Source organism: Escherichia sp. 93.0816 (genome assembly GCF_013368855.2).
Classification (GTDB): domain Bacteria; phylum Pseudomonadota; class Gammaproteobacteria; order Enterobacterales; family Enterobacteriaceae; genus Escherichia; species Escherichia ruysiae.
Window position 1 is genome coordinate 173,582 of record NZ_JABWNC020000002.1, and the last position, 23,892, is coordinate 197,473.

The 23,892-nt window shown below is 53.0% G+C and carries 20 protein-coding genes; 6 read left to right on the plus strand and 14 right to left on the minus strand.

Annotated features, from left to right (window positions below):
• Positions 1-5: 5 nt before the first annotated feature.
• From kefC to HEM79_RS03600, 7 genes are all read right to left on the minus strand, one after another.
• Entirely contained in the window at positions 6-1,865 is a 1,860-nt protein-coding gene (gene kefC, locus HEM79_RS03570; RefSeq protein WP_176241805.1) for a glutathione-regulated potassium-efflux system protein KefC, read from the minus strand.
• Positions 1,858-2,388 (minus strand): glutathione-regulated potassium-efflux system oxidoreductase KefF, encoded by a 531-nt coding sequence (gene kefF, locus HEM79_RS03575; RefSeq protein WP_000600739.1) that lies wholly within the window; start codon positions 2,386-2,388, stop codon positions 1,858-1,860. Before kefF ends, kefC begins: the two co-directional genes overlap by 8 nt.
• Before the next feature lie 110 nt (positions 2,389-2,498).
• Entirely contained in the window at positions 2,499-3,830 is a 1,332-nt protein-coding gene (locus HEM79_RS03580) for an MFS transporter (RefSeq protein WP_176241806.1), read from the minus strand.
• Between the two features lie 58 nt (positions 3,831-3,888).
• Positions 3,889-4,176 carry a ferredoxin-like protein FixX gene (gene fixX, locus HEM79_RS03585; protein WP_000203741.1) on the minus strand — a complete coding sequence of 96 codons (288 nt, stop codon included), beginning with the start codon at positions 4,174-4,176 and terminating at the stop codon, positions 3,889-3,891.
• Positions 4,173-5,459 (minus strand): FAD-dependent oxidoreductase, encoded by a 1,287-nt coding sequence (locus HEM79_RS03590; RefSeq protein WP_176241807.1) that lies wholly within the window; start codon positions 5,457-5,459, stop codon positions 4,173-4,175. Before HEM79_RS03590 ends, fixX begins: the two co-directional genes overlap by 4 nt.
• Before the next feature lie 50 nt (positions 5,460-5,509).
• On the minus strand, positions 5,510-6,451 hold the full coding sequence (locus HEM79_RS03595; RefSeq protein ID WP_176241808.1) for an electron transfer flavoprotein subunit alpha/FixB family protein: 942 nt from the start codon (positions 6,449-6,451) through the stop codon (positions 5,510-5,512).
• Positions 6,452-6,465: 14 nt separating this feature from the next.
• Positions 6,466-7,236 carry an electron transfer flavoprotein FixA gene (locus tag HEM79_RS03600; protein ID WP_176241809.1) on the minus strand — a complete coding sequence of 257 codons (771 nt, stop codon included), beginning with the start codon at positions 7,234-7,236 and terminating at the stop codon, positions 6,466-6,468.
• Between the two features lie 472 nt (positions 7,237-7,708).
• Between HEM79_RS03600 and caiT the strand changes: the two genes are divergently transcribed.
• The 6 genes from caiT to caiE all read left to right on the plus strand — a co-directional run bounded on the left by caiT (position 7,709) and on the right by caiE (position 14,800).
• Positions 7,709-9,223, plus strand: coding sequence for an L-carnitine/gamma-butyrobetaine antiporter (gene caiT / locus HEM79_RS03605; protein WP_021550169.1), 1,515 nt, complete (start codon positions 7,709-7,711; stop codon positions 9,221-9,223).
• 30 nt (positions 9,224-9,253) lie between these two features.
• The gene (gene caiA, locus HEM79_RS03610; protein WP_016159410.1) at positions 9,254-10,396 is read left to right on the plus strand and encodes a crotonobetainyl-CoA dehydrogenase; all 1,143 of its coding nucleotides are present in this window, start codon (positions 9,254-9,256) and stop codon (positions 10,394-10,396) included.
• Between the two features lie 70 nt (positions 10,397-10,466).
• Positions 10,467-11,684: an L-carnitine CoA-transferase gene (gene caiB / locus HEM79_RS03615; protein ID WP_176241810.1), complete on the plus strand. Its 1,218-nt coding sequence runs from the start codon at positions 10,467-10,469 to the stop codon at positions 11,682-11,684.
• A gap of 71 nt (positions 11,685-11,755) precedes the next feature.
• Positions 11,756-13,309 (plus strand): crotonobetaine/carnitine-CoA ligase, encoded by a 1,554-nt coding sequence (gene caiC, locus HEM79_RS03620; protein WP_176241869.1) that lies wholly within the window; start codon positions 11,756-11,758, stop codon positions 13,307-13,309.
• A 109-nt stretch (positions 13,310-13,418) separates the two neighbouring features.
• On the plus strand, positions 13,419-14,204 hold the full coding sequence (caiD, locus tag HEM79_RS03625) for a crotonobetainyl-CoA hydratase (RefSeq protein WP_176241811.1): 786 nt from the start codon (positions 13,419-13,421) through the stop codon (positions 14,202-14,204).
• A 5-nt stretch (positions 14,205-14,209) separates the two neighbouring features.
• Positions 14,210-14,800, plus strand: a complete 591-nt coding sequence (gene caiE / locus HEM79_RS03630; protein ID WP_176241812.1) for a carnitine operon protein CaiE — start codon at positions 14,210-14,212, stop codon at positions 14,798-14,800.
• A gap of 118 nt (positions 14,801-14,918) precedes the next feature.
• Here caiE and caiF read toward each other — a convergent pair whose 3' ends face one another.
• The 7 genes from caiF to fkpB form a co-directional block, all read right to left on the minus strand.
• Positions 14,919-15,314: a carnitine metabolism transcriptional regulator CaiF gene (gene caiF, locus HEM79_RS03635; protein ID WP_000333116.1), complete on the minus strand. Its 396-nt coding sequence runs from the start codon at positions 15,312-15,314 to the stop codon at positions 14,919-14,921.
• A 260-nt stretch (positions 15,315-15,574) separates the two neighbouring features.
• Positions 15,575-18,796 carry a carbamoyl-phosphate synthase large subunit gene (gene carB / locus HEM79_RS03640; RefSeq protein ID WP_001126394.1) on the minus strand — a complete coding sequence of 1,074 codons (3,222 nt, stop codon included), beginning with the start codon at positions 18,794-18,796 and terminating at the stop codon, positions 15,575-15,577.
• A gap of 17 nt (positions 18,797-18,813) precedes the next feature.
• Positions 18,814-19,962, minus strand: coding sequence for a glutamine-hydrolyzing carbamoyl-phosphate synthase small subunit (gene carA / locus HEM79_RS03645; protein WP_010356347.1), 1,149 nt, complete (start codon positions 19,960-19,962; stop codon positions 18,814-18,816).
• Between the two features lie 456 nt (positions 19,963-20,418).
• Positions 20,419-21,240 (minus strand): 4-hydroxy-tetrahydrodipicolinate reductase, encoded by an 822-nt coding sequence (dapB, locus tag HEM79_RS03650; RefSeq protein ID WP_176241813.1) that lies wholly within the window; start codon positions 21,238-21,240, stop codon positions 20,419-20,421.
• Positions 21,241-21,406: 166 nt separating this feature from the next.
• Positions 21,407-22,321, minus strand: coding sequence for a ribonucleoside hydrolase RihC (gene rihC / locus HEM79_RS03655; RefSeq protein ID WP_001239106.1), 915 nt, complete (start codon positions 22,319-22,321; stop codon positions 21,407-21,409).
• A 65-nt stretch (positions 22,322-22,386) separates the two neighbouring features.
• On the minus strand, positions 22,387-23,337 hold the full coding sequence (ispH, locus tag HEM79_RS03660) for a 4-hydroxy-3-methylbut-2-enyl diphosphate reductase (protein ID WP_001166391.1): 951 nt from the start codon (positions 23,335-23,337) through the stop codon (positions 22,387-22,389).
• Between the two features lies 1 nt (position 23,338).
• Entirely contained in the window at positions 23,339-23,788 is a 450-nt protein-coding gene (gene fkpB, locus HEM79_RS03665; RefSeq protein WP_000004655.1) for an FKBP-type peptidyl-prolyl cis-trans isomerase, read from the minus strand.
• Positions 23,789-23,892: the final 104 nt, after the last annotated feature.

Consider the following 23,892-nt stretch of genomic DNA (forward strand, 5'->3'; position numbering starts at 1 on the left):
TCTGATTACGATGGCTTAGTTTCTGGCTCATCCGCCATGTTGCCGGTATGTTTCCCTTCCTCGGTTCCCTGCCAGCCATGCCGTTGAATTAACGACAAATGTTCACGGTCTTCGGTAATGATCTCGCTTAACATCGCGCTGGTACGTTTATAGACCGCCGCACGGGCTTTGGTGTCGTTTTCGCCCATTGCCATCTCTTCCACCATCTGAATGTTAAAGCGGCGGAACACATCGGCGCGTTCTCGCGCTTCATATGGCCCAAGACCTAAACTTTCCAGCGCCAGACGCCCGATTTTCAGCGCCCCTTCAAAGGTTTCACGCTCCGGATTTTCAACGCCTGCCTGACGCAAACGAATGTAGTGATCGACATCGCGGGCGCGGGCAATAATCTGCAAATGCGGGAAATGTTCTTTCACCATCTCCGTCAGTTGCAGGTTAGTTTGCGGATCATCAATAGCGTTAATCAGCACTTCCGCTTTTGCCGCTCCGGCTGATTCCAGTAAATCCATCCGCGTGGCATCGCCGTAAAACACTTTCATGCCGAATTTGCGCAACGTTTCGATATGATCAGGATCGTGATCGAGCACCACCATTTTTACCCCACTGGAGAGCAGTAAACGTCCGGTGATCTGCCCAAAACGTCCAAATCCGGCAACAATAACCCGTGGCTGTTCTTCGTCAATCTCATCGGCTTCACGCGCTTCTTCAGTAGAAGATTGCTCAAGGCGATTGAGGATCACCAGCAGAATCGGCGTTGCCGCCATCGACAGCGCCACCGCCAGGGTCAGCGATTTCGCCCACTCCGGCTCCAGCACATTTGCCATCTGCGCCGCACCAAACACCACAAAGGCAAACTCACTGCCCTGCCCTAACAGCACCGCAAACCAGCGACGCTGTTTATTCGGCACCTGTAACGGCCGGGCAATCAGCCACAGCATGGCGATTTTGATGATGAGGAAACCAAGCAGCAAAATGACAATGCGCAACGGATTTTCAAGCAGCGTGCCAAAGTCTATCGACATGCCAACGCCAATGAAAAACAGCCCCAGCAGTAAACCTTTGAACGGTTCGATATCGCTTTCCAGCGCATGACGGTATTCCGAGCTTGCCAGCAGTACGCCCGCCAGAAACGCGCCCATCGCCATCGACAAGCCAACCTCTTCCAGCAGCAAACCAAAGCCAAACACGAGGAATAACGCCACGGCACTAAACACTTCCCGCAAGCCAGAGCGGGCAACAAAACGCAGCGCCGGACGCGTGACATAGCGCCCCAGCAGTACCACCAGCACCAGTGCGCCCGCCACTTTTAATGCCGAGAGAGCAAATGCGCCCATCGTCGTCGAGGCACTGCTCGCCGCCAGTAGCGGGATCATCGCTACCAGCGGGATTGCGGCAATATCCTGAAACAGCAGCACCGCAAAGGCGCTGCGTCCCATTTGCGTCACCATCAGATTACGTTCATTCATCGCCTGCATGGCTATCGCCGTAGAGGAGAGCGCCAGCGTCATGCCGATCAGTTCCGCTACCTGCCAGCGCAGCCCAAGTAACATGCAGAATAGCCCCAGCAGGCCACCGCAAATCACCATCTGCAATGCGCCACCACCGAACACCGCCGCACGCAGCTTCCACAGCCTTTGTGGGTCGAGTTCGAGGCCAATGATAAACAGCATCAGCACCACGCCGATTTCAGCAAAGTGCAGGATAGATTCGGCATCGGTCACCAGCCGCAGCCCCCATGGGCCAATAATGCAGCCTGCGATCAGGTAGCCAAGTACCGAACCCAGACCAAGACGTACTGCAATGGGTACAATCAGCGCCGCCGATCCGAGGTAGATCAGCGCCTGAATCAGCGTATGACTATCCATGATGTGCCTCCTGCCATTCCAGCAGACGTTGCTTATAGTGGCGCGCCTGCCCTTCGAGGGTTTCGTCGTCACAAATAAAGGTGCAGTGCATGGCAAACGGCGGCAGCCAGTTCAGCCCACAGTAGATCGCCGTCGCCTGTAGCGGCTGCGACAGCACATCAAAGCCCGGATGATCGCCAATCTCAAAATGGCTTTCCCCGCCGCCGGTCGTCACCGCCCACAGCAAATGTTTGCCATGCAGCGCCGTACCGCCGTGACCGTAAGCCCAGCCGTGCGAGAGGACTTTATCGATCCAAAGTTTAAGGAGCGGTGGAATGCTGTACCACTGCATCGGGTGCTGCCAGACGATCAGATCGGCGCGAGACAGCGCCTCCTGCTCGGCGGCAATATCGATATTGAAGTCAGGATAGAGTTGATAAAGAGATCGAATTTCGACGCCTTCCAGCGTCCTTGCCTGTTCAAGCATCCGTTTATTCGCATGGGAATGATGCGGATACGGATGCGCATAAATTATGAGGATCATAGTTATTAGCCCGCGTGTTTACGCCTTTGTTTTCCCACAAAGTGTAGTCACATATTCACGCGGCTTATAGTCAATAATATTGATTCAGAAAAGAGAGAAATCTGAACAAATTACCCCATTCGCTGCCTGCGGATCGTCATATTGCTGGTCTGCGCCAGTGACATCCCACGGGTTTCCGGGGCAAACGCTACGGAAATCAACAAGCCAAACAGCGAGATCCCCGCCCCCATCAGCATCGTGTTACTGATACCGTAATTATTGATAAAGATCGGCAGCGCCCAGGTTGAAACAATGGTGCCAATCCGGCTTAAGGACATAATCACCCCCACGGCAGAAGCGCGGATATCCGTCGGGAAGAGTTCATTAGGATAGAGCCACTGCAAATTACCCGGCCCACCGGAGAAAAAGGCATACACCGCGAACGCCATCACCACCAGCCAGATCCCCATATCCGGGATCAGCCCCAAAACCGCCAGCGCCAGCGTCATCATGGCAAAGCTGCCAATCAACAATGGACGCCGTCCGGCAGTGTTTAACCACAGCATCGGCGGAATACAGCCGAGCATAAAGAACAGGCTAATCACCACGTTCCCCAGTGCCGCGTTTTTGCCAACACCCAATCCCAACAAACCAACGATTTGCGGACCAAAGGTGTAAATGGCGAACATTGGGATCACCTGGCAAGTCCAGATGGCAGCAACAAACAGGACAAACGGAAAATGGCGACGGTTAAACAGATCGCGAAAACGGGTTTGCTGCGGCAGCTCTTCATCGAAAGCCACCGGTTCGCCAAACAGTTTGATCATCATCTCTTCGCACTCTTTCACTCGCCCTTTGCGTAACAACCAGCGGGGAGATTCAGGCAGTTCGAATCGACCAATCAAAATCAACAAACAGGGGATCGCCGCGCTACCCAGCATCCAGCGCCAGCCGCCTTCCACATCATAAAGCCAGTAGCCGACCAGATCGGCACAGGTCGCACCGACATACCACATGGCGGCGATAAAGCTGATGGAAAACGCCCGCTGACGGGTGCTGGAGAACTCGGTGATCATTGAGGTAGCGATGGGATAATCCGCTCCGATGACAATGCCGATGAGTACCCGCATCACCAGCAGTTCGACGGGGGATGAGACAAACATCGTCGCCACCGATATCACGCCGATGGCGATGATATCAATGAGGAACATTTTGCGCCGTCCGACTTTATCGGAGATATAGCCAAACAGCGATGTACCGACAAACAGCCCGGCGAGCGTTCCCGCGCCCAGCAAACCAATCCAGTCGGCATCGAGTTTCAGCGCCGGAGTCAGTTGCTCCAGCGCCACGCCAATCATTACCAGTACATAACCATCCAGAAACGGACCACCGCTTCCCCACAGCAAAATGCGGCGGTGAATAGAGGAGAATTTGATATCGTCAAAGTTTCTGGACGGTTGCATGGGTTATTCCTGTTTTTTTGCAATGAGAGTCAGTACGGCGTTACGTATCAAACCAACATCAGCCGTAACGGAACTCCACACCAAAGGTGCCGCGCGGGTATTCCCACTGTTCCAGCGCCGACCCCAGCCCCAGAATGCGACAGGTGCCGCACTCCAGACATCCGGCGTAATCGAAGCGCACACTGCCGTCATCCTGCTTCTTGTACAGACCTGCGGGGCACGCTTTCACCAGCAGCTCCAGCGCCTGTTTATCAGCATCGGCCTTCACAACAATGTGCGGATGCTCTTCATCGACATTGAATTTATTGACGCCCAGTTTGACGTCCACATTGACGGGAGAAGTCATAAAACGGTCACTCCTTTCATGCCATCCTTGATTAGATTGATGAAGCCCACTTTCTTACCGTGGCGGAGGATTTTCTTGCGCATCAGTTCCGGCGCGCTGCCGTCAATGGTGAACAGGTCACGCGCCACGCCCACCGCCAGTTCCGGGTAGCCGCTAAACATGCGTGGGTTATCAAGGAACGCCGGTAGTTTCTGGTACATGCGCATATCGCGCAGCGGGCCACTCTCCAGATGCTGACGATATTCCGCCAGTTTTTGCTTACCGAAATCGTCGCTTTTCATCGCTGAAAGCACGGTTTTTGCTGCTGCTTCCCCGGCGGCAATCGCCAGATCCATTCCGCGAATAGTAAAACCGAGGTTCATACACATTCCGGCGGCATCACCAGCAATCAATACGCCGTCACCGACCAGTTCAGGCAGCATGTTGATGCCTGCTTCCGGCACGACGTGAGCAGAATATTCCACCAGCTTGCCGCCCGCGATCAGCGGTGCAACTGCCGGATGCTGTTTGAAATCTTCCAGCATTTGCGGCACCGACCTTTTCGCGTCATGCAGATGATGCAGACCACAAACCAGCCCCAGCGACAGGGTGTTTTCATTGGTATAAAGGAAGCCGCCGCCCATCAGGCCATCGGTGGGGGAACCCGCAAACAGGCAGGCCGCACCCTGATTACCCTGCAACTGAAAACGGTCTTCGAGAACCGACTTCGGCAACTCGATCAATTCCTTCACGCCAACCGCCACATCCGTCGGTTTGACGCGTTTCGCCATTCCCAGCTTTTCGGCAAGGATGGAGTTCACCCCGTCAGCAAGGATCACCGTTTTTGCTTCAATCACATCGCCATCGGCTTCTACGCCGACAACTTTGCCATCGCGCTGTACGAGGTTATCGACGCGGATCCCGGTAATTAACTGCGCGCCCGCTTCTTCAGCCTGCTCCATCAGCCAGGCATCAAATTTACTGCGCAAAACGGAGTAAGAACGCTGGGATGGCGAGGTTTCGTCGCCATTGCAGTAGTCCATGGTCATCGCTGACTTTTCCGTCATAAACGCGAGTTTTTCATGGGTGATCAGGCGTTCTACGGGGGCGGAGTCGGCGAAACCAGGAATAATGTGTTCCAGACTGTGGGCATAGAGACGCCCGCCGGTGACGTTCTTGGCACCTGCTGAATTGCCACGCTCGATAACTAACACTTGTGCCCCTTCGCGGGCGAGCACCAGCGCGGCAACCGAACCGGCAAGCCCTGCACCGACGATGATGGCATCAAAGATATCTTCGGACATAAGAACTCCCTGTCAGCGGCAGAGCCGAAATACAGCCCTGCCTGAGTGGATCAACGCGCTAAAGCTGCGGTCAGTGCCGGAAGGATCTTCACGGCGTCGCCAACAATGCCGTAATCCGCGTACTGGAAGATCGGCGCATTTTTATCTTTGTTGATGGCAAAAATGGTTTGCGACGCATTAGCGCCAACCATGTGCTGGATCTGCCCGGAGATCCCCACCGCCAGGTACAGTTCAGGTTTCAGCATCAGGTTGGAGATACCGACATAGCGTTCGTGCTCCATCCATTTTTCGTTTTCTGCCACCGGACGAGAACAGGCCAGCTCCGCACCTATCGCCTGGCAAAGTTGTTCTGCCAGCGCAATGTTCTCTTTGCTGCCAATACCGCGACCGACGCTGACCACCAGGCGGGCTTTGTCGAGATCGACGCTGTTGCTCTGGCGCGCCTGGATTGCCGTGCGGGTAATCGCCACAGCCGGAGCCTGCCACTCCACGGTGTGCGTTTCACCTGTACGTGACGCGTCCGGCTGAGCCGCATCGAACGTGCCGCTGCTGATGGTCAGTACCGCATACGGCGAGGCAATACGTTCTTCGCCAATCGCCAGACCGCCGTAAACCATGTGTTTCACTGCCGCTTTACCGTCCTGCACACTGACGGCGCTGGCATCGTTAGAAACCGCCGCTTTAAGGCGGTAACCCAGTTTCGCCGCCAGTAATTTGCCGCGACGGGTGTTTGGCAGCAGCACCAGGCCGTCGGCACCGTGCTGGCGAATAGTGTCAGCCATGACACCGGCGTAATCTTCGATCATCCGATCGTCCGGTTTGCCGCTTAATTTCCAGACATGATTAGCGCCGAGCTGGATTGCCTGTGCGCCGTCGGCATCTCTCAGGACAAAGGTATTGATTTGATTAGCTAAAGTCTGCGCACCGTTCATCAGTTCCGGCAGACGAGAAGGGGTATCGCTGAATACCCAGACTTGAGAAAACGTGTTCATAGCATCCCCTGTAATTAAATGACTTTGCGAAGATTTTCAGCAAATGCGGCGATCTGTTCTTCGCCGTCGCCTTCAATCACGATGCGCTGACGCTCGCGCTGTTTCGGCGCGGCAACCTGTTGTTCTGACCAGGCTGCCTCTGCGTTAAAACCGATATCCGCCGCCGACCATACCTGGACTGGCTTTTTCGCCGCGCCGAGAATGGCTTTCATCGAAGGAATTTGTGGGGCGTTGATATCAGTGGAAACAGCAACAACCGCAGGCAGCGGAATGCTTAACGTTTCTGTTTCATCTTCCAGTTCGCGCTCAACGGTGAGGGTATCTGCCGTCAGGGAGATAATTTTGCTGACGCCGTTAACGGCCGGAATATTGAGGATTTCGCCCACCAGCAAACCAACCTGCTGGGCATAAAGGTCAGAAGAACCATCGCCGCAGAGGATCAGATCAAAGCCTGCTTTCTGGGCAGCCGCAGCCAGTGCGGTCGCAGTTTGTTGCGGCAGTGCCTGCTCGAACTGATCATCAATCACTACAATCAGTTCATCCGGGCCGCGCGACAACACATCTTTACGCCCTTTGGCGTTGGTCAGGGCTTTACCGCCCACACTTAAGGCCGTCACCTGCGCCTCTGCCGCCTGCTGTTTTAACTGGCAAGCCGCTTCAATAGCGTTCAGATCGTATTGGCTTATTTTGGCATCGGCTTTACTGAAGTCTAATGAACCATCAGCATTATTGATCGCAATATCCTGTTCATCAGGCACGCACTTATAGCAAGTAATAATCTTCATTGCATCTCCAGAAATCATGAAGGAAACGTCGTTCATATCGGTGGTGTTAATTACAGATATCACGCCATTTAATTCCGGAATAAAACTTTAATCACCAATATTGAAAATGTCACACGCAGATAAATCCAACTTTCAATATTGTTAAGTTCCTCACCAATATTGAAAACATGGCGTAGCAAAAAGAAATTTTCAATATTGTTTTATGGATCACCAATATTGAAAGTCAGATGCTATTTTTTTACTCACAATCAAACATAACAAATTGATTAACAAGGAATATTTACATCAAAACACTCTGTTTTCACCCGATAATAAAACGTGACTATCATCACAGAATACGGCCAACTGAATACCCATTATGAGTTAGCCATCAACGCGTTCACGAGGTTAATAATAATTATATTAAATGTTAACAAAAATAAAACAAACGGGAACGCAAAATAAATATTCGTTTTCACAGTGGAATTAACTCATGAAAGATGAAAAGAGAAAAACGGGAATAGAACCGAAGGTATTCTTTCCGCCGTTAATAATCGTTGGCATACTTTGCTGGCTTACAGTCAGAGATCTGGATGCGGCGAATGTCGTTATTAATGCCGTATTCAGTTACGTCACCAATGTATGGGGATGGGCATTTGAATGGTATATGGTGGTGATGCTTTTCGGCTGGTTCTGGCTGGTGTTTGGCCCGTATGCCAAAAAACGTTTAGGTAACGAGCCACCGGAATTTAGTACCGCCAGTTGGATCTTTATGATGTTCGCCTCCTGTACGTCTGCCGCCGTACTGTTCTGGGGGTCGATTGAGATCTACTACTACATCTCCACGCCACCATTTGCTTTAGCGCCAAACTCTACTGGCGCGAAAGAATTGGGACTGGCCTACAGCTTGTTCCACTGGGGGCCGTTGCCGTGGGCCACTTACAGCTTCCTCTCCGTCGCCTTCGCTTACTTCTTCTTTGTCCGCAAAATGGAAGTGATTCGCCCCAGCTCCACCCTGGTGCCGCTGGTAGGTGAAAAACACGCCAAAGGGCTGTTCGGTACTATTGTCGATAACTTCTATCTCGTCGCCTTGATCTTCGCGATGGGCACCAGTCTCGGCCTTGCCACACCGCTGGTGACCGAGTGTATGCAGTGGTTGTTTGGCATTCCGCATACCCTGCAACTGGACGCTATCATCATTACCTGCTGGATTATCCTCAACGCCATTTGCGTCGCCTGCGGCCTGCAAAAAGGGGTACGTATCGCCAGTGATGTGCGTAGCTACCTGAGCTTCCTGATGCTGGGTTGGGTGTTTATCGTCAGCGGCGCCAGCTTCATCATGAACTACTTCACCGACTCGGTGGGGATGTTGCTGATGTATCTGCCGCGCATGTTGTTCTATACCGACCCTATCGCCAAAGGCGGCTTCCCACAGGGCTGGACCGTGTTCTACTGGGCATGGTGGGTGATTTACGCTATCCAGATGAGTATCTTCCTCGCCCGTATCTCCCGTGGTCGTACCGTGCGTGAACTGTGCTTCGGCATGGTGCTGGGACTAACAGCGTCCACCTGGATCCTGTGGACCGTGCTTGGCAGTAACACTCTGCTGTTGATGGATAAAAACATCATCAACATTCCGAACCTGATCGAACAGTACGGTGTGGCGCGCGCCATCATCGAAACCTGGGCCGCTCTGCCACTCAGCACCGCCACCATGTGGGGCTTCTTCATTCTCTGCTTTATTGCCACCGTTACGCTGGTTAACGCCTGCTCTTATACCCTGGCGATGTCCACCTGCCGCGAAGTACGCGACGGCGAAGAACCGCCACTGCTGGTACGTATCGGCTGGTCAATTCTGGTTGGCATTATCGGCATCGTTCTGTTGGCGCTCGGCGGCCTGAAACCGATTCAAACCGCCATTATCGCCGGAGGATGCCCGCTGTTCTTCGTCAACATTATGGTGACGCTCTCCTTTATTAAAGACGCGAAACAGAACTGGAAAGATTAATTAACCCCCAAAATATCAAGAGGTTGAAAGATGGATTTTAATTTAAATGATGAGCAGGAACTGTTTGTCGCCGGTATCCGTGAACTGATGGCCAGCGAAAACTGGGAGGCCTATTTTGCCGAGTGTGACCGTGACAGCGTCTACCCGGAACGTTTTGTCAAAGCACTGGCGGATATGGGTATCGACAGCCTGCTAATCCCGGAAGAGCACGGTGGTCTGGACGCGGGATTCGTCACGCTTGCCGCTGTGTGGATGGAACTGGGGCGTCTGGGGGCGCCAACCTACGTGCTGTACCAGTTGCCGGGCGGGTTTAACACCTTCCTGCGCGAAGGCACACAAGAGCAGATCGACAAGATTATGGCGTTCCGTGGCACCGGTAAGCAGATGTGGAACTCGGCGATTACTGAACCGGGCGCTGGCTCCGACGTGGGTAGCCTGAAAACGACTTATACCCGTAGAGATGGTAAGATTTATCTTAATGGTAGTAAGTGTTTTATTACCAGCAGCGCCTACACCCCGTACATCGTGGTGATGGCGCGCGACGGTGCTTCTCCGGACAAACCTGTCTACACCGAATGGTTTGTTGATATGAGCAAACCGGGCATCAAAGTGACCAAACTTGAGAAGCTCGGTCTGCGTATGGATAGCTGCTGTGAAATCACCTTTGACGATGTAGAACTGGACGAGAAAGACATGTTCGGTCGGGAAGGTAACGGCTTTAACCGCGTCAAAGAAGAGTTCGACCACGAACGTTTCCTGGTAGCCCTGACCAACTACGGTACGGCAATGTGCGCCTTTGAAGATGCGGCGCGCTACGCCAACCAGCGTGTGCAGTTTGGCGAGGCTATTGGTCGTTTCCAGTTGATTCAGGAAAAATTCGCCCATATGGCGATCAAATTAAACTCCATGAAAAACATGCTGTATGAAGCAGCGTGGAAAGCAGACAACGGCACCATCACCTCTGGCGATGCGGCAATGTGCAAATACTTCTGCGCCAATGCGGCATTTGAAGTGGTGGATAGCGCAATGCAGGTGCTGGGCGGTGTCGGGATTGCGGGCAACCACCGCATCAGCCGCTTCTGGCGTGACCTGCGTGTAGACCGCGTCTCCGGGGGATCTGACGAAATGCAGATCCTGACGCTGGGTCGCGCGGTGCTGAAGCAATACCGCTAAGTCAATGCGCTGCCTGATAGGGCGCATGTTGCGTCTTATCAGGCATAACAAAATTTTTCAGGAGCTAATAATGGATCATCTACCCATGCCGAAATTCGGGCCGTTGGCCGGATTGCGCGTTGTCTTCTCCGGTATCGAAATCGCCGGGCCATTCGCCGGGCAAATGTTCGCAGAATGGGGGGCGGAAGTTATCTGGATCGAGAACGTCGCCTGGGCCGACACCATTCGCGTTCAACCGAACTACCCGCAGCTCTCCCGCCGCAATTTGCACGCGCTGTCGTTAAATATTTTCAAAGATGAAGGCCGCGAAGCGTTTCTGAAATTAATGGAAACCACCGATATCTTCATCGAAGCCAGTAAAGGCCCTGCCTTTGCCCGTCGTGGCATTACCGATGAAGTACTGTGGCAGCACAACCCGAAACTGGTTATCGCTCACCTGTCCGGTTTTGGTCAGTACGGCACCGAGGAGTACACCAACCTTCCGGCCTATAACACCATCGCCCAGGCCTTCAGTGGTTACCTGATTCAGAACGGTGATGTTGACCAGCCAATGCCTGCTTTCCCGTATACCGCCGATTACTTCTCCGGCCTGACCGCCACCACGGCGGCGCTGGCGGCACTGCACAAAGTGCGTGAAACCGGTAAAGGCGAAAGTATCGACATCGCCATGTATGAAGTGATGCTGCGCATGGGTCAGTACTTCATGATGGATTACTTCAACGGCGGCGAAATGTGCCCGCGCATGACCAAAGGTAAAGATCCCTACTACGCCGGTTGCGGTCTGTACAAATGCGCTGATGGCTACATCGTTATGGAACTGGTGGGCATTACTCAAATTGAAGAGTGCTTTAAAGATATTGGCCTCGCACATCTGCTTGGCACGCCAGAAATCCCGGAAGGCACTCAGCTTATCCACCGTATCGAATGCCCATATGGCCCACTGGTTGAAGAGAAACTCGATGCCTGGCTGGCGACACATACCATCGCGGAAGTAAAAGAACGCTTTGCTGAACTGAATATCGCCTGTGCCAAAGTACTGACCGTACCGGAACTGGAAAGCAATCCACAGTACGTCGCCCGTGAATCGATCACTCAGTGGCAAACGATGGATGGCCGCACCTGCAAAGGGCCGAACGTGATGCCGAAATTCAAAAATAATCCCGGTCAAATCTGGCGCGGAATGCCATCGCACGGCATGGACACGGCTGCCATTTTGAAAACCATCGGCTACAGCGAAAACGACATTCAGGAGTTGGTCAGCAAAGGTCTGGCCAAAGTTGAGGACTAAACGCGTGGCGCCAGTCGGCTTGACTGACTAGCGCCCGCCAATAACAAACGAACAAAATGGATAGAGGTGCAATGGATATCATTGGCGGACAACATCTACGTCAAATGTGGGACGATCTGGCGGACGTTTACGGCCATAAAACGGCGCTGATTTGTGAGTCCAGCGGCGGAGTCGTTAACCGGTACAGTTATCTTCAGTTAAATCAGGAGATTAACCGCACGGCAAACCTGTTTTATACGCTGGGGATCCGCAAAGGCGACAAGGTCGCGCTGCATCTGGACAACTGCCCGGAATTTATCTTTTGCTGGTTCGGGCTGGCAAAAATTGGCGCGATTATGGTGCCGATTAACGCCCGCCTGCTACGCGAAGAGAGTGCGTGGATCCTGCAAAACAGCCAGGCGTGCCTGCTGGTGACCAGTGCGCAATTTTATCCTATGTATCAACAGATTCAGCAGGAAGATGCCACGCAGCTGCGGCACATTTGCCTGACCGATGTGGCGCTTCCCGCTGATGATGGCGTCAGTTCGTTTACTCAACTGAAAGATCAACAACCTGCCACCTTGTGCTATGCGCCGCCGCTATCGACCGACGATACGGCGGAAATTCTCTTTACCTCCGGCACCACTTCCCGACCGAAAGGGGTGGTGATTACCCATTACAATCTGCGCTTCGCCGGATATTACTCCGCCTGGCAGTGCGCCCTGCGTGACGATGACGTCTACCTGACGGTGATGCCTGCGTTTCATATCGACTGCCAGTGTACTGCGGCGATGGCGGCGTTTTCTGCCGGAGCCACCTTTGTGCTGGTCGAGAAATACAGCGCCCGCGCCTTCTGGGGACAGGTACAGAAGTATCGTGCCACCGTCACCGAATGTATTCCGATGATGATCCGCACCTTGATGGTGCAACCGCCTTCTGCGAACGATCGACAACACTGCCTGCGGGAAGTGATGTTTTATCTCAACTTGTCGGAGCAGGAAAAAGACGCTTTTTGTGAACGCTTCGGCGTTCGCTTGCTGACGTCTTATGGGATGACGGAAACCATCGTCGGCATTATCGGCGACCGTCCTGGTGATAAACGGCGCTGGCCGTCGATTGGTCGAGCGGGATTTTGCTACGAAGCGGAAATCCGCGACGATCACAATCGTCCGCTCCCTGCGGGAGAGATCGGCGAAATCTGCATTAAAGGCGAACCGGGGAAAACCATCTTCAAAGAGTACTTTCTCAACCCGCAAGCGACCGCCAGAGTCCTGGAAGCCGATGGCTGGCTGCATACTGGCGATACCGGATACCGCGACGAAGAGGGCTTTTTTTATTTCGTCGATCGTCGCTGCAACATGATCAAACGCGGCGGAGAAAATGTCTCCTGCGTGGAGCTGGAAAATATTATCTCCGCCCATCCGAAAATTCAGGATATCGTGGTTGTTGGTATTAAAGATTCTATTCGCGATGAAGCCATTAAAGCGTTCGTGGTACTGAATGAAGGTGAAACATTGAGCGAAGAGGAATTTTTCCGCTTCTGCGAACAAAATATGGCGAAATTTAAAGTGCCATCTTATCTGGAGATCAGAAAAGATCTGCCGCGTAATTGCTCGGGGAAAATAATCAGAAAGAATCTGAAATAAACATAATGGCAGGGAATTATCCTGCCAGCTAATAATCACGTTCTAAAAATAAATGCATTCTTTGCAGGGATGTTGTCGTCCCTGAAAAAAATAAAAATGGAGAAAAGGAATGAGTGAATCATTACATCTGACCCGCAATGGATCAATTCTGGAAATTACCCTTGATCGTCCAAAAGCAAATGCTATTGATGCAAAAACCAGCTTTGAGATGGGCGAAGTATTTCTTAATTTCCGTGACGATCCGCAATTGCGCGTCGCTATTATTACCGGAGCCGGAGAGAAATTCTTCTCTGCTGGCTGGGATTTAAAAGCGGCAGCAGAAGGCGAAGCGCCGGATGCTGATTTCGGGCCAGGCGGATTTGCTGGGTTAACCGAAATTTTCAATCTCGATAAACCGGTTATCGCAGCCGTGAACGGCTACGCCTTTGGCGGCGGCTTTGAACTGGCGCTGGCGGCAGATTTTATTGTTTGTGCCGATAACGCCAGCTTCGCCCTGCCGGAAGCCAAACTGGGTATTGTCCCGGACAGCGGCGGCGTGCTGCGTCTGCCGAAGATCCTGCCACCAGCCATCGTCAATGAAATGGTAATGACTGGCAGAAGAATGGGCGCAGAAGAGGCGCAGCGTTGGGGGGTAGTCAACCGCGTGGTTAGCCAGGTCGAACTGATGGATAACGCCCGCGAACTGGCGCAGCAGCTGGTTAACAGCGCCCCGCTGGCGATTGCGGCACTGAAAGAGATCTACCGCACCACCAGCGAAATGCCAGTAGAAGAGGCATATCGCTATATTCGCAGCGGCGTGTTGAAACACTATCCGTCGGTTCTGCATTCGGAGGATGCCATTGAAGGGCCGCTGGCGTTTGCCGAGAAGCGCGATCCGGTGTGGAAAGGACGTTAACAACCGTGAGCTATTACGCCTTTGAGGGGTTAATTCCGGTGGTTCACCCGACGGCGTTTGTCCATCCCAGTGCAGTCTTGATTGGCGATGTGATTGTGGGAGCCGGTGTCTACATCGGCCCACTCGCCTCACTGCGTGGTGATTACGGACGACTGATTGTGCAAGCGGGAGCCAATATTCAGGATGGCTGCATCATGCACGGCTACAGCGATACTGACACCATTGTCGGGGAAAACGGTCATATCGGTCATGGCGCTATCCTGCATGGCTGTGTGATCGGTCATGATGCATTGGTCGGGATGAACAGCGTGATCATGGATGGCGCGGTCATTGGCGATGAGAGCATTGTTGCCGCCATGAGCTTTGTCAAAGCAGGCTTTTGCAGCGAGAAACGCCAGTTGTTGATGGGCACGCCAGCCCGTGCGGTGCGCAGCGTCAGCGATGACGAGTTGCACTGGAAGCAATTGAACACTAAAGAGTATCAGGATCTTGTCGGGCGCTGTCATGCAGCGTTACATGAAACGCAACCGTTGAGGCAAATGGAGGAAAATCGTCCCCGTTTGCAGGGGACGACGGATGTGACGCCGAAACGGTAACATCGTCGGATGCGGCGTAAACGCCTTATCCGACCTGGCTGGAAAGCAACCGTAGACCGGATAAGATGCGCCAGCATCGCATCCGGCAACCAGGCTGCGCGGTATCAACGAAATTAAATTAACGACGCATACTCTTCGACAACATCATCTGCCACTTCTGCTCGCGGTTAAGTTCCGTGAGCGGAACGGCAGGAATACGCGGCGTCTTTCTTACGCCGACTAATTTTTCCCGGCTGTTATTGCGCAGGCGCGCGTAAATTTGCTCATCGATATCGACCACTTTAACCAGTCGCTGACACTGACATCCCCGCCCTTCCAGCTTATTAGGGATCATCTTAACTTCGCAGCTTATTTCTGCGACTTCCGACAGAATATAAGTCAGGGTATTAATCGCCTTGCTGTGTTCAATATCGAAATGAATAGAGATCTCTCTTGCTATCACCCAGCGATTTTCAGCCATCATCCATTCGGCGATTAACAAATAGAGTGGTTTTTCAACATATCCTTCACACATACGAACTCCAGTTTCACAAATTAAAAGTCTGGCTATGACTCGTTTTGAAGCAATCAAACAAGGCCATATTAAAATTGTGGATATATCGATAGTATGCAACTTCCCTGTCAATAAGTGTGAGCTAAATCCTGCTTACATCATCAAAAATAGAGTTTCCAGGAAAGATTGTCCTTACTGGTAAAAAAAACGGTTCTCATCAGAGAACCGTATTAGTTATTCGATCAAATTGGCAGATAAAAAATATCTGCCATGACACGCTATTATTTGATCTGCGCGTGCATTTCCTGTACCGAAATAACTTTTTCGGTCGCATCGGCATTCAGTGCCATCGCAGTAGCAAAACCGCCGTTCAGGGTGGTGTCGTAATGCACTTTATATTGCAGCGCGCTGCGACGAATCACGCGGGAGTCTTCAATCGCGCGACGACCTGACGTGGTGTTGATGATGTAGGTATATTCGCCATTCTTGATACGATCCTGAATGTGCGGACGACCTTCATGCACCTTGTTCACCAGACGCGGATTAATACCCGCTTCACCCAGCACAATCGCCGTGCCGTGGGTCGCATCCAGCTCGAAGCCCTGTTTCAGCAGTTTTGCCGCCAGATCAACCACGCGTTCTTTGTCGCCTTCACGCACGGAGAGCAGCGCACGACCGTGTTTCTTCATGGTGGAGTTGCTGCCCAGCTGCGCTTTAGCAAACGCTTCAGCGAAGGTGCGACCGACGCCCATCACTTCCCCGGTGGAGCGCATTTCTGGCCCTAACAGCGGGTCAACGCCAGGGAATTTATTGAACGGCAGCACCACTTCTTTCACCGAGTAGTACGGCGGAATAACCTCTTTGGTTACGCCCTGCTCAGCCAGCGATTTGCCAGCCATCACGCGCGCCGCCACTTTCGCCAGCGGAACACCGGTGGCTTTGGAGACGAACGGAACGGTACGCGCCGCACGCGGGTTAACTTCAATCAGGTAGACTTCGTTGTTTTTCACTGCAAACTGCACGTTCATCAGACCGCGCACCTGCAATTCGAAGGCCAGTTTCTGCACCTGCTGGCGCATCACATCCTGAATTTCCTGACTTAAGGTGTACGCCGGCAGCGAACATGCGGAGTCGCCGGAGTGCACGCCCGCCTGCTCGATGTGCTCCATGATGCCGCCAATCAGCACCATTTCGCCGTCGCAGATGGCGTCCACGTCAACTTCTACTGCGTCATCAAGGAAGTGATCCAACAGCACCGGCGCATCATTAGAGACACTCACCGCCGTCTGGAAGTAGCGGCGCAGGTCGGCTTCGTCGTAGACGATTTCCATCGCCCGACCGCCGAGAACGTAAGATGGGCGCACCACCAGCGGGTAGCCAATCTCTTTCGCCTTCTCAACCGCCATTTCGATAGCGGTAACGGTAGCGTTAGCCGGTTGTTTCAGTTTCAAACGGTCAACCGCGTGCTGGAAGCGTTCACGGTCTTCCGCGCGGTCGATGGCATCCGGGCTGGTGCCGATAACCGGTACGCCAGCGGCTTCCAGTGCGCGCGCCAGTTTCAGCGGGGTCTGACCGCCATACTGAACGATAACGCCTTTCGGCTTCTCAATACGCACGATTTCCAGCACATCTTCCAGAGTTACCGGCTCGAAGTAGAGACGGTCGGAAGTGTCGTAGTCGGTGGAGACGGTTTCCGGGTTACAGTTAACCATAATGGTTTCGTAACCATCTTCACGCAGCGCCAGCGAGGCGTGTACGCAGCAGTAGTCGAATTCGATACCCTGACCGATACGGTTTGGACCGCCGCCGAGCACCATGATTTTTTCACGGTCGGTAGATGGATTCGCTTCGCACTCTTCTTCATAAGTGGAGTACATGTAAGCGGTGTCGGTAGCAAACTCTGCCGCACAGGTATCCACGCGCTTGTAGACCGGGTGCAGGTCATACTGGTCGCGCAGCTTACGGATTTCCGCTTCGCGTACGCCTGCCAGTTTTGCCAGACGCGCATCGGCAAAGCCTTTGCGTTTCAACTGGCGCAGGAAGTCAGCGTTCAGGCCAGTGATGCCCACTTCCGCCACTTTCTCTTCCAGACGCACCAGTTCTTCAATTTGCACCAGGAACCAGCGGTCAATGTTGGTCAGGTTGAAAACGCCGTCTACAGACAGACCCGCGCGGAAGGCATCGGCGATGTACCAGATACGCTCAGCGCCTGCATCTTTCAGTTCGCGGCGGATTTTGGTCAGGGCTTCCGGGTCGTCCAGGCTCACTTTCGGGTCGAAGCCAGTCGCGCCCACTTCCAGGCCGCGCAGGGCTTTTTGCAAGGATTCCTGCTGCGTGCGACCAATCGCCATCACTTCGCCAACCGATTTCATCTGAGTGGTCAGACGGTCGTTAGCGCCAGCGAATTTCTCGAAGTTAAAGCGAGGAATTTTGGTGACCACGTAGTCGATGGACGGTTCGAAGGAGGCCGGAGTACGCCCGCCGGTGATGTCGTTCATCAGTTCGTCGAGGGTGTAACCCACCGCCAGTTTCGCCGCCACTTTAGCAATCGGGAAGCCGGTGGCTTTCGATGCCAACGCCGAAGAACGCGACACACGCGGGTTCATTTCGATAACAATCAGGCGACCGTTTTTCGGGTTAACCGCAAACTGAACGTTGGAACCACCAGTTTCAACGCCAATTTCACGCAGTACCGCCATCGAGGCGTTACGCATGATTTGATATTCTTTGTCGGTCAGCGTCTGGGCTGGCGCCACGGTGATGGAGTCACCGGTGTGGATGCCCATCGCATCGAAGTTTTCGATAGAGCAGACGATGATGCAGTTGTCGTTTTTATCACGCACCACTTCCATCTCGTACTCTTTCCAGCCGATCAGCGACTCATCAATCAGCAACTCTTTGGTCGGGGAGAGATCCAGACCACGGGCGCAAATCTCTTCAAACTCTTCGCGGTTATAGGCGATACCGCCACCGCTGCCGCCCATAGTAAAGCTAGGTCGAATGATGCACGGGAAGCCAACTTCAGCGGCAACCGCCAGCGCCTCTTCCATAGTATGTGCGATACCAGAACGCGCGGTTTCGAGGCCGATTTTCTTCATCGCCACGTCGAAACGGCGGCGGTCTTCTGCTTTATCAATCGCGTCGGCGGTAGCACCAATCATGGTCACACCGAACTCTTCCAGCACGCCCTGACGCTCAAGCTCCAGCGCGCAGTTCAGCGCCGTCTGACCGCCCATCGTTGGCAGCACTGCATCCGGGCGCTCTTTTTCAATAATCTTGCGTACCACTTCCCAGTGAATCGGCTCGATGTAGGTCGCATCAGCCATTTCCGGGTCGGTCATGATGGTAGCCGGGTTGGAGTTCACCAGAATGACGCGATAACCCTCTTCACGCAGGGCTTTACATGCTTGCGCGCCAGAGTAGTCAAACTCACACGCCTGACCGATAACAATCGGGCCCGCACCCAGAATCAGGATACTTTTTATATCTGTACGTTTTGGCATGGCTCTTTTACTCCTGATTACTTAGCGGTTTTACGGTACTGCTCAATTAACTCGATAAAGTGGTCGAACAACGGCGCTGCGTCGTGTGGACCTGGGCTGGCTTCAGGGTGTCCCTGGAAGCTGAACGCCGGTTTATCGGTGCGATGAATCCCTTGTAACGTACCGTCGAACAGGGATTTATGTGTAACACGCAGGTTTGCAGGTAATGTTGCTTCGTCCACCGCAAAACCGTGGTTCTGGGCGGTGATCATCACCACGTTTTTCTCAATATCTTTCACCGGGTGGTTGCCGCCGTGGTGACCAAATTTCATTTTGATGGTCTTCGCACCACTTGCCAGCGCCAGCAGCTGATGGCCGAGGCAAATGCCAAATACCGGGATGTCGGTTTCGAGGAATTTCTGGATGGCGGTAATGGCGTAATCGCACGGTGCCGGGTCGCCAGGACCGTTGGAGAGGAAGATACCGTCCGGATTCATTTTCAACACGTCTTCCGCAGAAGTTTGCGCCGGAACGATGGTCAGGCGGCAGCCTCTGTCCACCAGCATCCGCAGGATGTTGCGCTTGGCACCAAAATCATAAGCCACGACGTGGAACGGCAGCTCGTCTTCTTTTTTCGCTTCGGGCAGGCCGCCGGTCAGCGTCCAGCTCCCTTGTGTCCAGCTATAGGCTTCTGCGGTAGTCACTTCTTTTGCCAGATCCATACCATTGAGACCTGGGAACGCGCGGGCTTTTTCTAACGCCAGCGCCGCATCCGGGTTGTCGCCCGCGATGATGCAGCCGTTCTGTGCGCCTTTCTCACGCAGTAAACGCGTCAGCTTACGGGTATCGATATCGGCAATCGCCACGATGTTATGGCGTTTCAGGTAGGAAGAGAGGTCTTCGGTATTACGGAAGTTGCTGGCAACCAGCGGCAGGTCGCGAATCACCAGACCTTGAGCATGTACCTGAGAAGATTCTTCATCGGCGTCATTAGTGCCGACATTGCCAATATGGGGATAAGTAAGAGTAACGATTTGACGAGAATAGGAAGGATCAGTGAGGATTTCTTGATAACCGGTCATTGAAGTATTGAAAACGACTTCCCCAACCGCCGAACCTGTTGCCCCTATGGCCCGACCGTGAAACTGGGTTCCGTCTTCCAGAACCAATAGCGCTGACTTAATCAAAACACCCTCCAGAGAATATTCACTCACTTTATTTGCATATTAATTCACAATGATGCGATGAATCAATGCAAATCTGCTTACCGACGAATTTCTGGCAAACGGCGGCATTCTGGAGATATGGGAGCTAAAAGTCAACTCAACAGCGGGATTTATTATATAATTTTATGCCTCATACCTGCTTTACTGGCACTAACCGACAAAAATACCACCTAACAAGGTCTGGAAAACGCTTGCGCAGCGAGAAGAATATGTAAATGCAAAAACCGGAGACAAAAAGTAGACCAGACGGTCAAAATTTACATTAAAACAACAATTACCAGCCACAAAACACTTAATTTCTTACTCATTAATCAAAAACCATTGCCAAACAACAAAAATAACAGGCCTTAAAAATAAAGACCTGTAAAATCATAAAATTAGATAAGTTATTTTTTCATCATCTACAGTATTTTATCACTATAAACTGTTGAGATTAAGCACATCTCGCATATCAAAAAGACCATTTTTCTTTCTATTAAGCCACAAAGCCGATCTGACCGCACCGTTGGCAAAAGTCATACGGCTGGAAGCCTTATGGGTAATCTCCAGACGCTCACCAATATCGGCAAACATCGCAGTATGCTCGCCCACAATGTCTCCGGCGCGGACGGTGGCAAAACCTATCGTTCCGGGAACGCGTTCACCGGTATGCCCTTCGCGGCTGTAAACGGCACAATCTTTCAGATCTTTATCCAACGCATGGGCAATCGCTTCCCCCATCGCCAGCGCGGTGCCTGACGGCGCATCGACTTTATGTCGATGATGTGCTTCGATAATTTCGATGTCAGTGTAGTCACCCATTACCTGAGCCGCTTTCTCCAGCAACTTAAGCATGACGTTGACACCGACGCTAAAGTTGGCGGCAAAGACAATTGCAATATCTTCGGCGGCATTACGAATCGCCTGTTTGCCTGCTTCGTCAAAACCCGTAGTGCCGATCACCATCCCTTTGCCATGCTGGCGACAAAAAGCGAGATGGTTCAGCGTACCTTCCGGACGGGTAAAATCGATAAACACATCAAAATCATCTTTTACCGCATCGAGGCTACTTTGCACGGTAACGCCTGTTTTTCCGGCTCCGGCCAGTTCGCCCGCATCGCTACCCAGTAAAGAAGATCCTTCGCGTTCCAGCGCCGCGCCCAGCTGCACGCCTTCTAATGCCAGCGCCGCCTGAATCAACTGGCGGCCCATACGCCCCCCGGCTCCCGCGATGGCAACGCGGATGTTTGCATCATGCATAGCTATTCTCTTTTGTTAATTTGTATAGACCGTTTTCAGAGTAACCAGCGCATCGCTACGCCGCCAGCCAAAAACGCTGATAATTAGAAATTAATGATAAACAGGGAGGGATATCAGTGAAAGGCATGAGTCAGTGAATGACTGCATGCCGATAACATGTGACAGGTTACGGCGCCAGCGCCAGCACCTCCGCCACCCACTGCTGGAAACCTTTCACATCCAGATCCAGCGCAACCTGAACATTTGCCGGTTTATCCAGCCGACCGTCAATATCGACGACTGTCGTACCTGCAGTAAATTCACCCTGCGTTTCTACCGCCACAAAACACGGCTTGAGAGTGAACAAGTCCGGGCGCACCAGCCACGCGATGGCACAGAGATCGTGCATTCGCAAGCCACTTTGCATACTGCCGCTGCGGTAGTGGCTAAACAGTGCATGAAGCATTTTTCCGGTGCGATTCAATTCCGGCAGTGTGGTGAGGTATTCGGGAGTGAGCATCGCCTGATTGGTAACGTCCAGGCCACACATCACAATCTCCAGCCCGCTCTGGAAGACCTGGGCCGCCGCTTCGGGATCAATAGCAATATTAAACTCGGCATTTGGCGTGAAATTGCCACGGCCGGCAGAACCGCCCATGATCACCAGACGACGAATATGTGGTTTGCATTCCGGGCACTGTGAAAGCAATAGCGCGATATTCGTCAACGGGCCGATCGCCACCAACGTAATCGGTTCTGGCGCGCACATTAGCGCATCACGAATCGCCAGAAACGCCGGTTTCTCCAGTGGTTTCCGATTGTGCTCAACGAAGTCATAACCTTCCATGCCGGATTCGCCATGAACATAAGACGCATCACGCGGTGCGCGAACTAGCGGTGTTGCCGCCCCCTGGGCGAGTGGGATATCCGCATTCCAGAAATGCAGCAATTGCAGCGCATTTCGGGTAGTTTTATGCACCGAGACATTGCCTCCGACAGTCGTCATCAGTTGGAGATCGAGTTGTGGGGCAAAGATCGCGGCAGCAATCGCTGCGGCATCGTCGATACCTGGATCGGTATCCAAAAAAATCGGCAAGCGCATGTTTTCTCCATAAAAAATGCCGGTAACGAGACCGGCATTTTCGCATAACTTAGGCTGCTAATGACTTAATCAACTTCACGAATATCGACACGCAGCTCTTTCGGTACTTCGAAAACAATGTTTTCTTCACGGCCTTCCAGCGGGATGGCTTCGCCACCGCCAAGCTGCTGTAAACGTGCGACTACGTTCTGTACCAGAATATCCGGAGCTGATGCGCCAGCGGTCACACCGACGCATTTCGCTTCTTTCACCCACTCTTCCTGGATATCTGCCGCATCGTCAATTAAAAACGCACGTTTGCCCATACGCTGTGCCAGCTCCGCCAGACGGTTGGAGTTGGAAGAGTTTTTCGAACCGACCACCAACACCACTTCCGCCTGCTCTGCCAGGGCGCGTACCGCTTCCTGACGGTTGGTAGTGGCGTAGCAGATATCATCTTTGCGCGGCCCGACAATTTTCGGGAAGCGTTTACGCAGCGCGTCGATAACATCAGAAGTGTCATCTACCGACAGCGTGGTCTGGGTCATAAAAGAGAGCTTCTCTTCGTTTTTGACCGTCAGCTTCCATACGTCATCTGGCGATTCAACCAGATACATTCCCCCTTCCGGGTTGCTGTACTGACCCATCGTCCCTTCCACTTCCGGGTGCCCGGCGTGACCGATGAGAATAGATTCTTCGCCACGACGACTGGCGCGGGCGACTTCCATATGCACTTTGGTCACCAGCGGACAGGTGGCGTCGAATACTGTCAAATCACGGCTTTTCGCTTCGTTACGTACTGCCTGGGAAACGCCATGCGCAGAGAAAATCAGGATCGCGCCGTCCGGCACTTCGCTGATCTGCTCAATAAAGATAGCCCCACGCTCGCGCAGGCTATCGACCACGTAGCGGTTATGCACCACTTCGTGACGGACATATATCGGTGCGCCGTAAATGGCCAGCGCGTTTTCAACAATGCTGATAGCGCGGTCTACCCCGGCACAAAAACCACGCGGGTTGGCCAACAGGATCTGCATGTTACGCCTCCAGTGCCGGATCGATTTCCAGCACTTCAATATCAAAATGAACGGTCTGCCCGGCCAGCGGATGGTTGAAATCAACGGTAATGGAGTCGCCGTTAATTTCGCGGATCACGCCAGGCATCTCACTGCCATCCATTGCGGTAAAAAGCATAATTGCGCCAATTTCTGGCTCGCCTGCATCCATAAACTCACGGCGGGAGAAGTACTGAATCAGGTCCGGTGACGGCACGCCAAACGCCGCATCTGGCTCCAGCGAGAAGGTGGTTTTATCGCCCACTTTCAGCCCCAGCAGATGTTGCTCCAGCCCTTCGGAAAGAGAAGCATCACCCAGGCGGAACAGCGCCGGTTTACCGTTGTTGCGGGTAGACTCGGCGGTGGTGCCATCGTCGAGTTTTAGCGTGAAGTGCACCAGGACGGCGCTATTGCTCTGTACAGATTCAGACATGCAGGTTTGCTCTTGTATTTGAGGATTTTTGCCGGATGCGGCCTACGATTTCGCAGCAATCGGTAGGCCGGATAAGATGCGTCAGCATCGCATCCGGCAGGGTT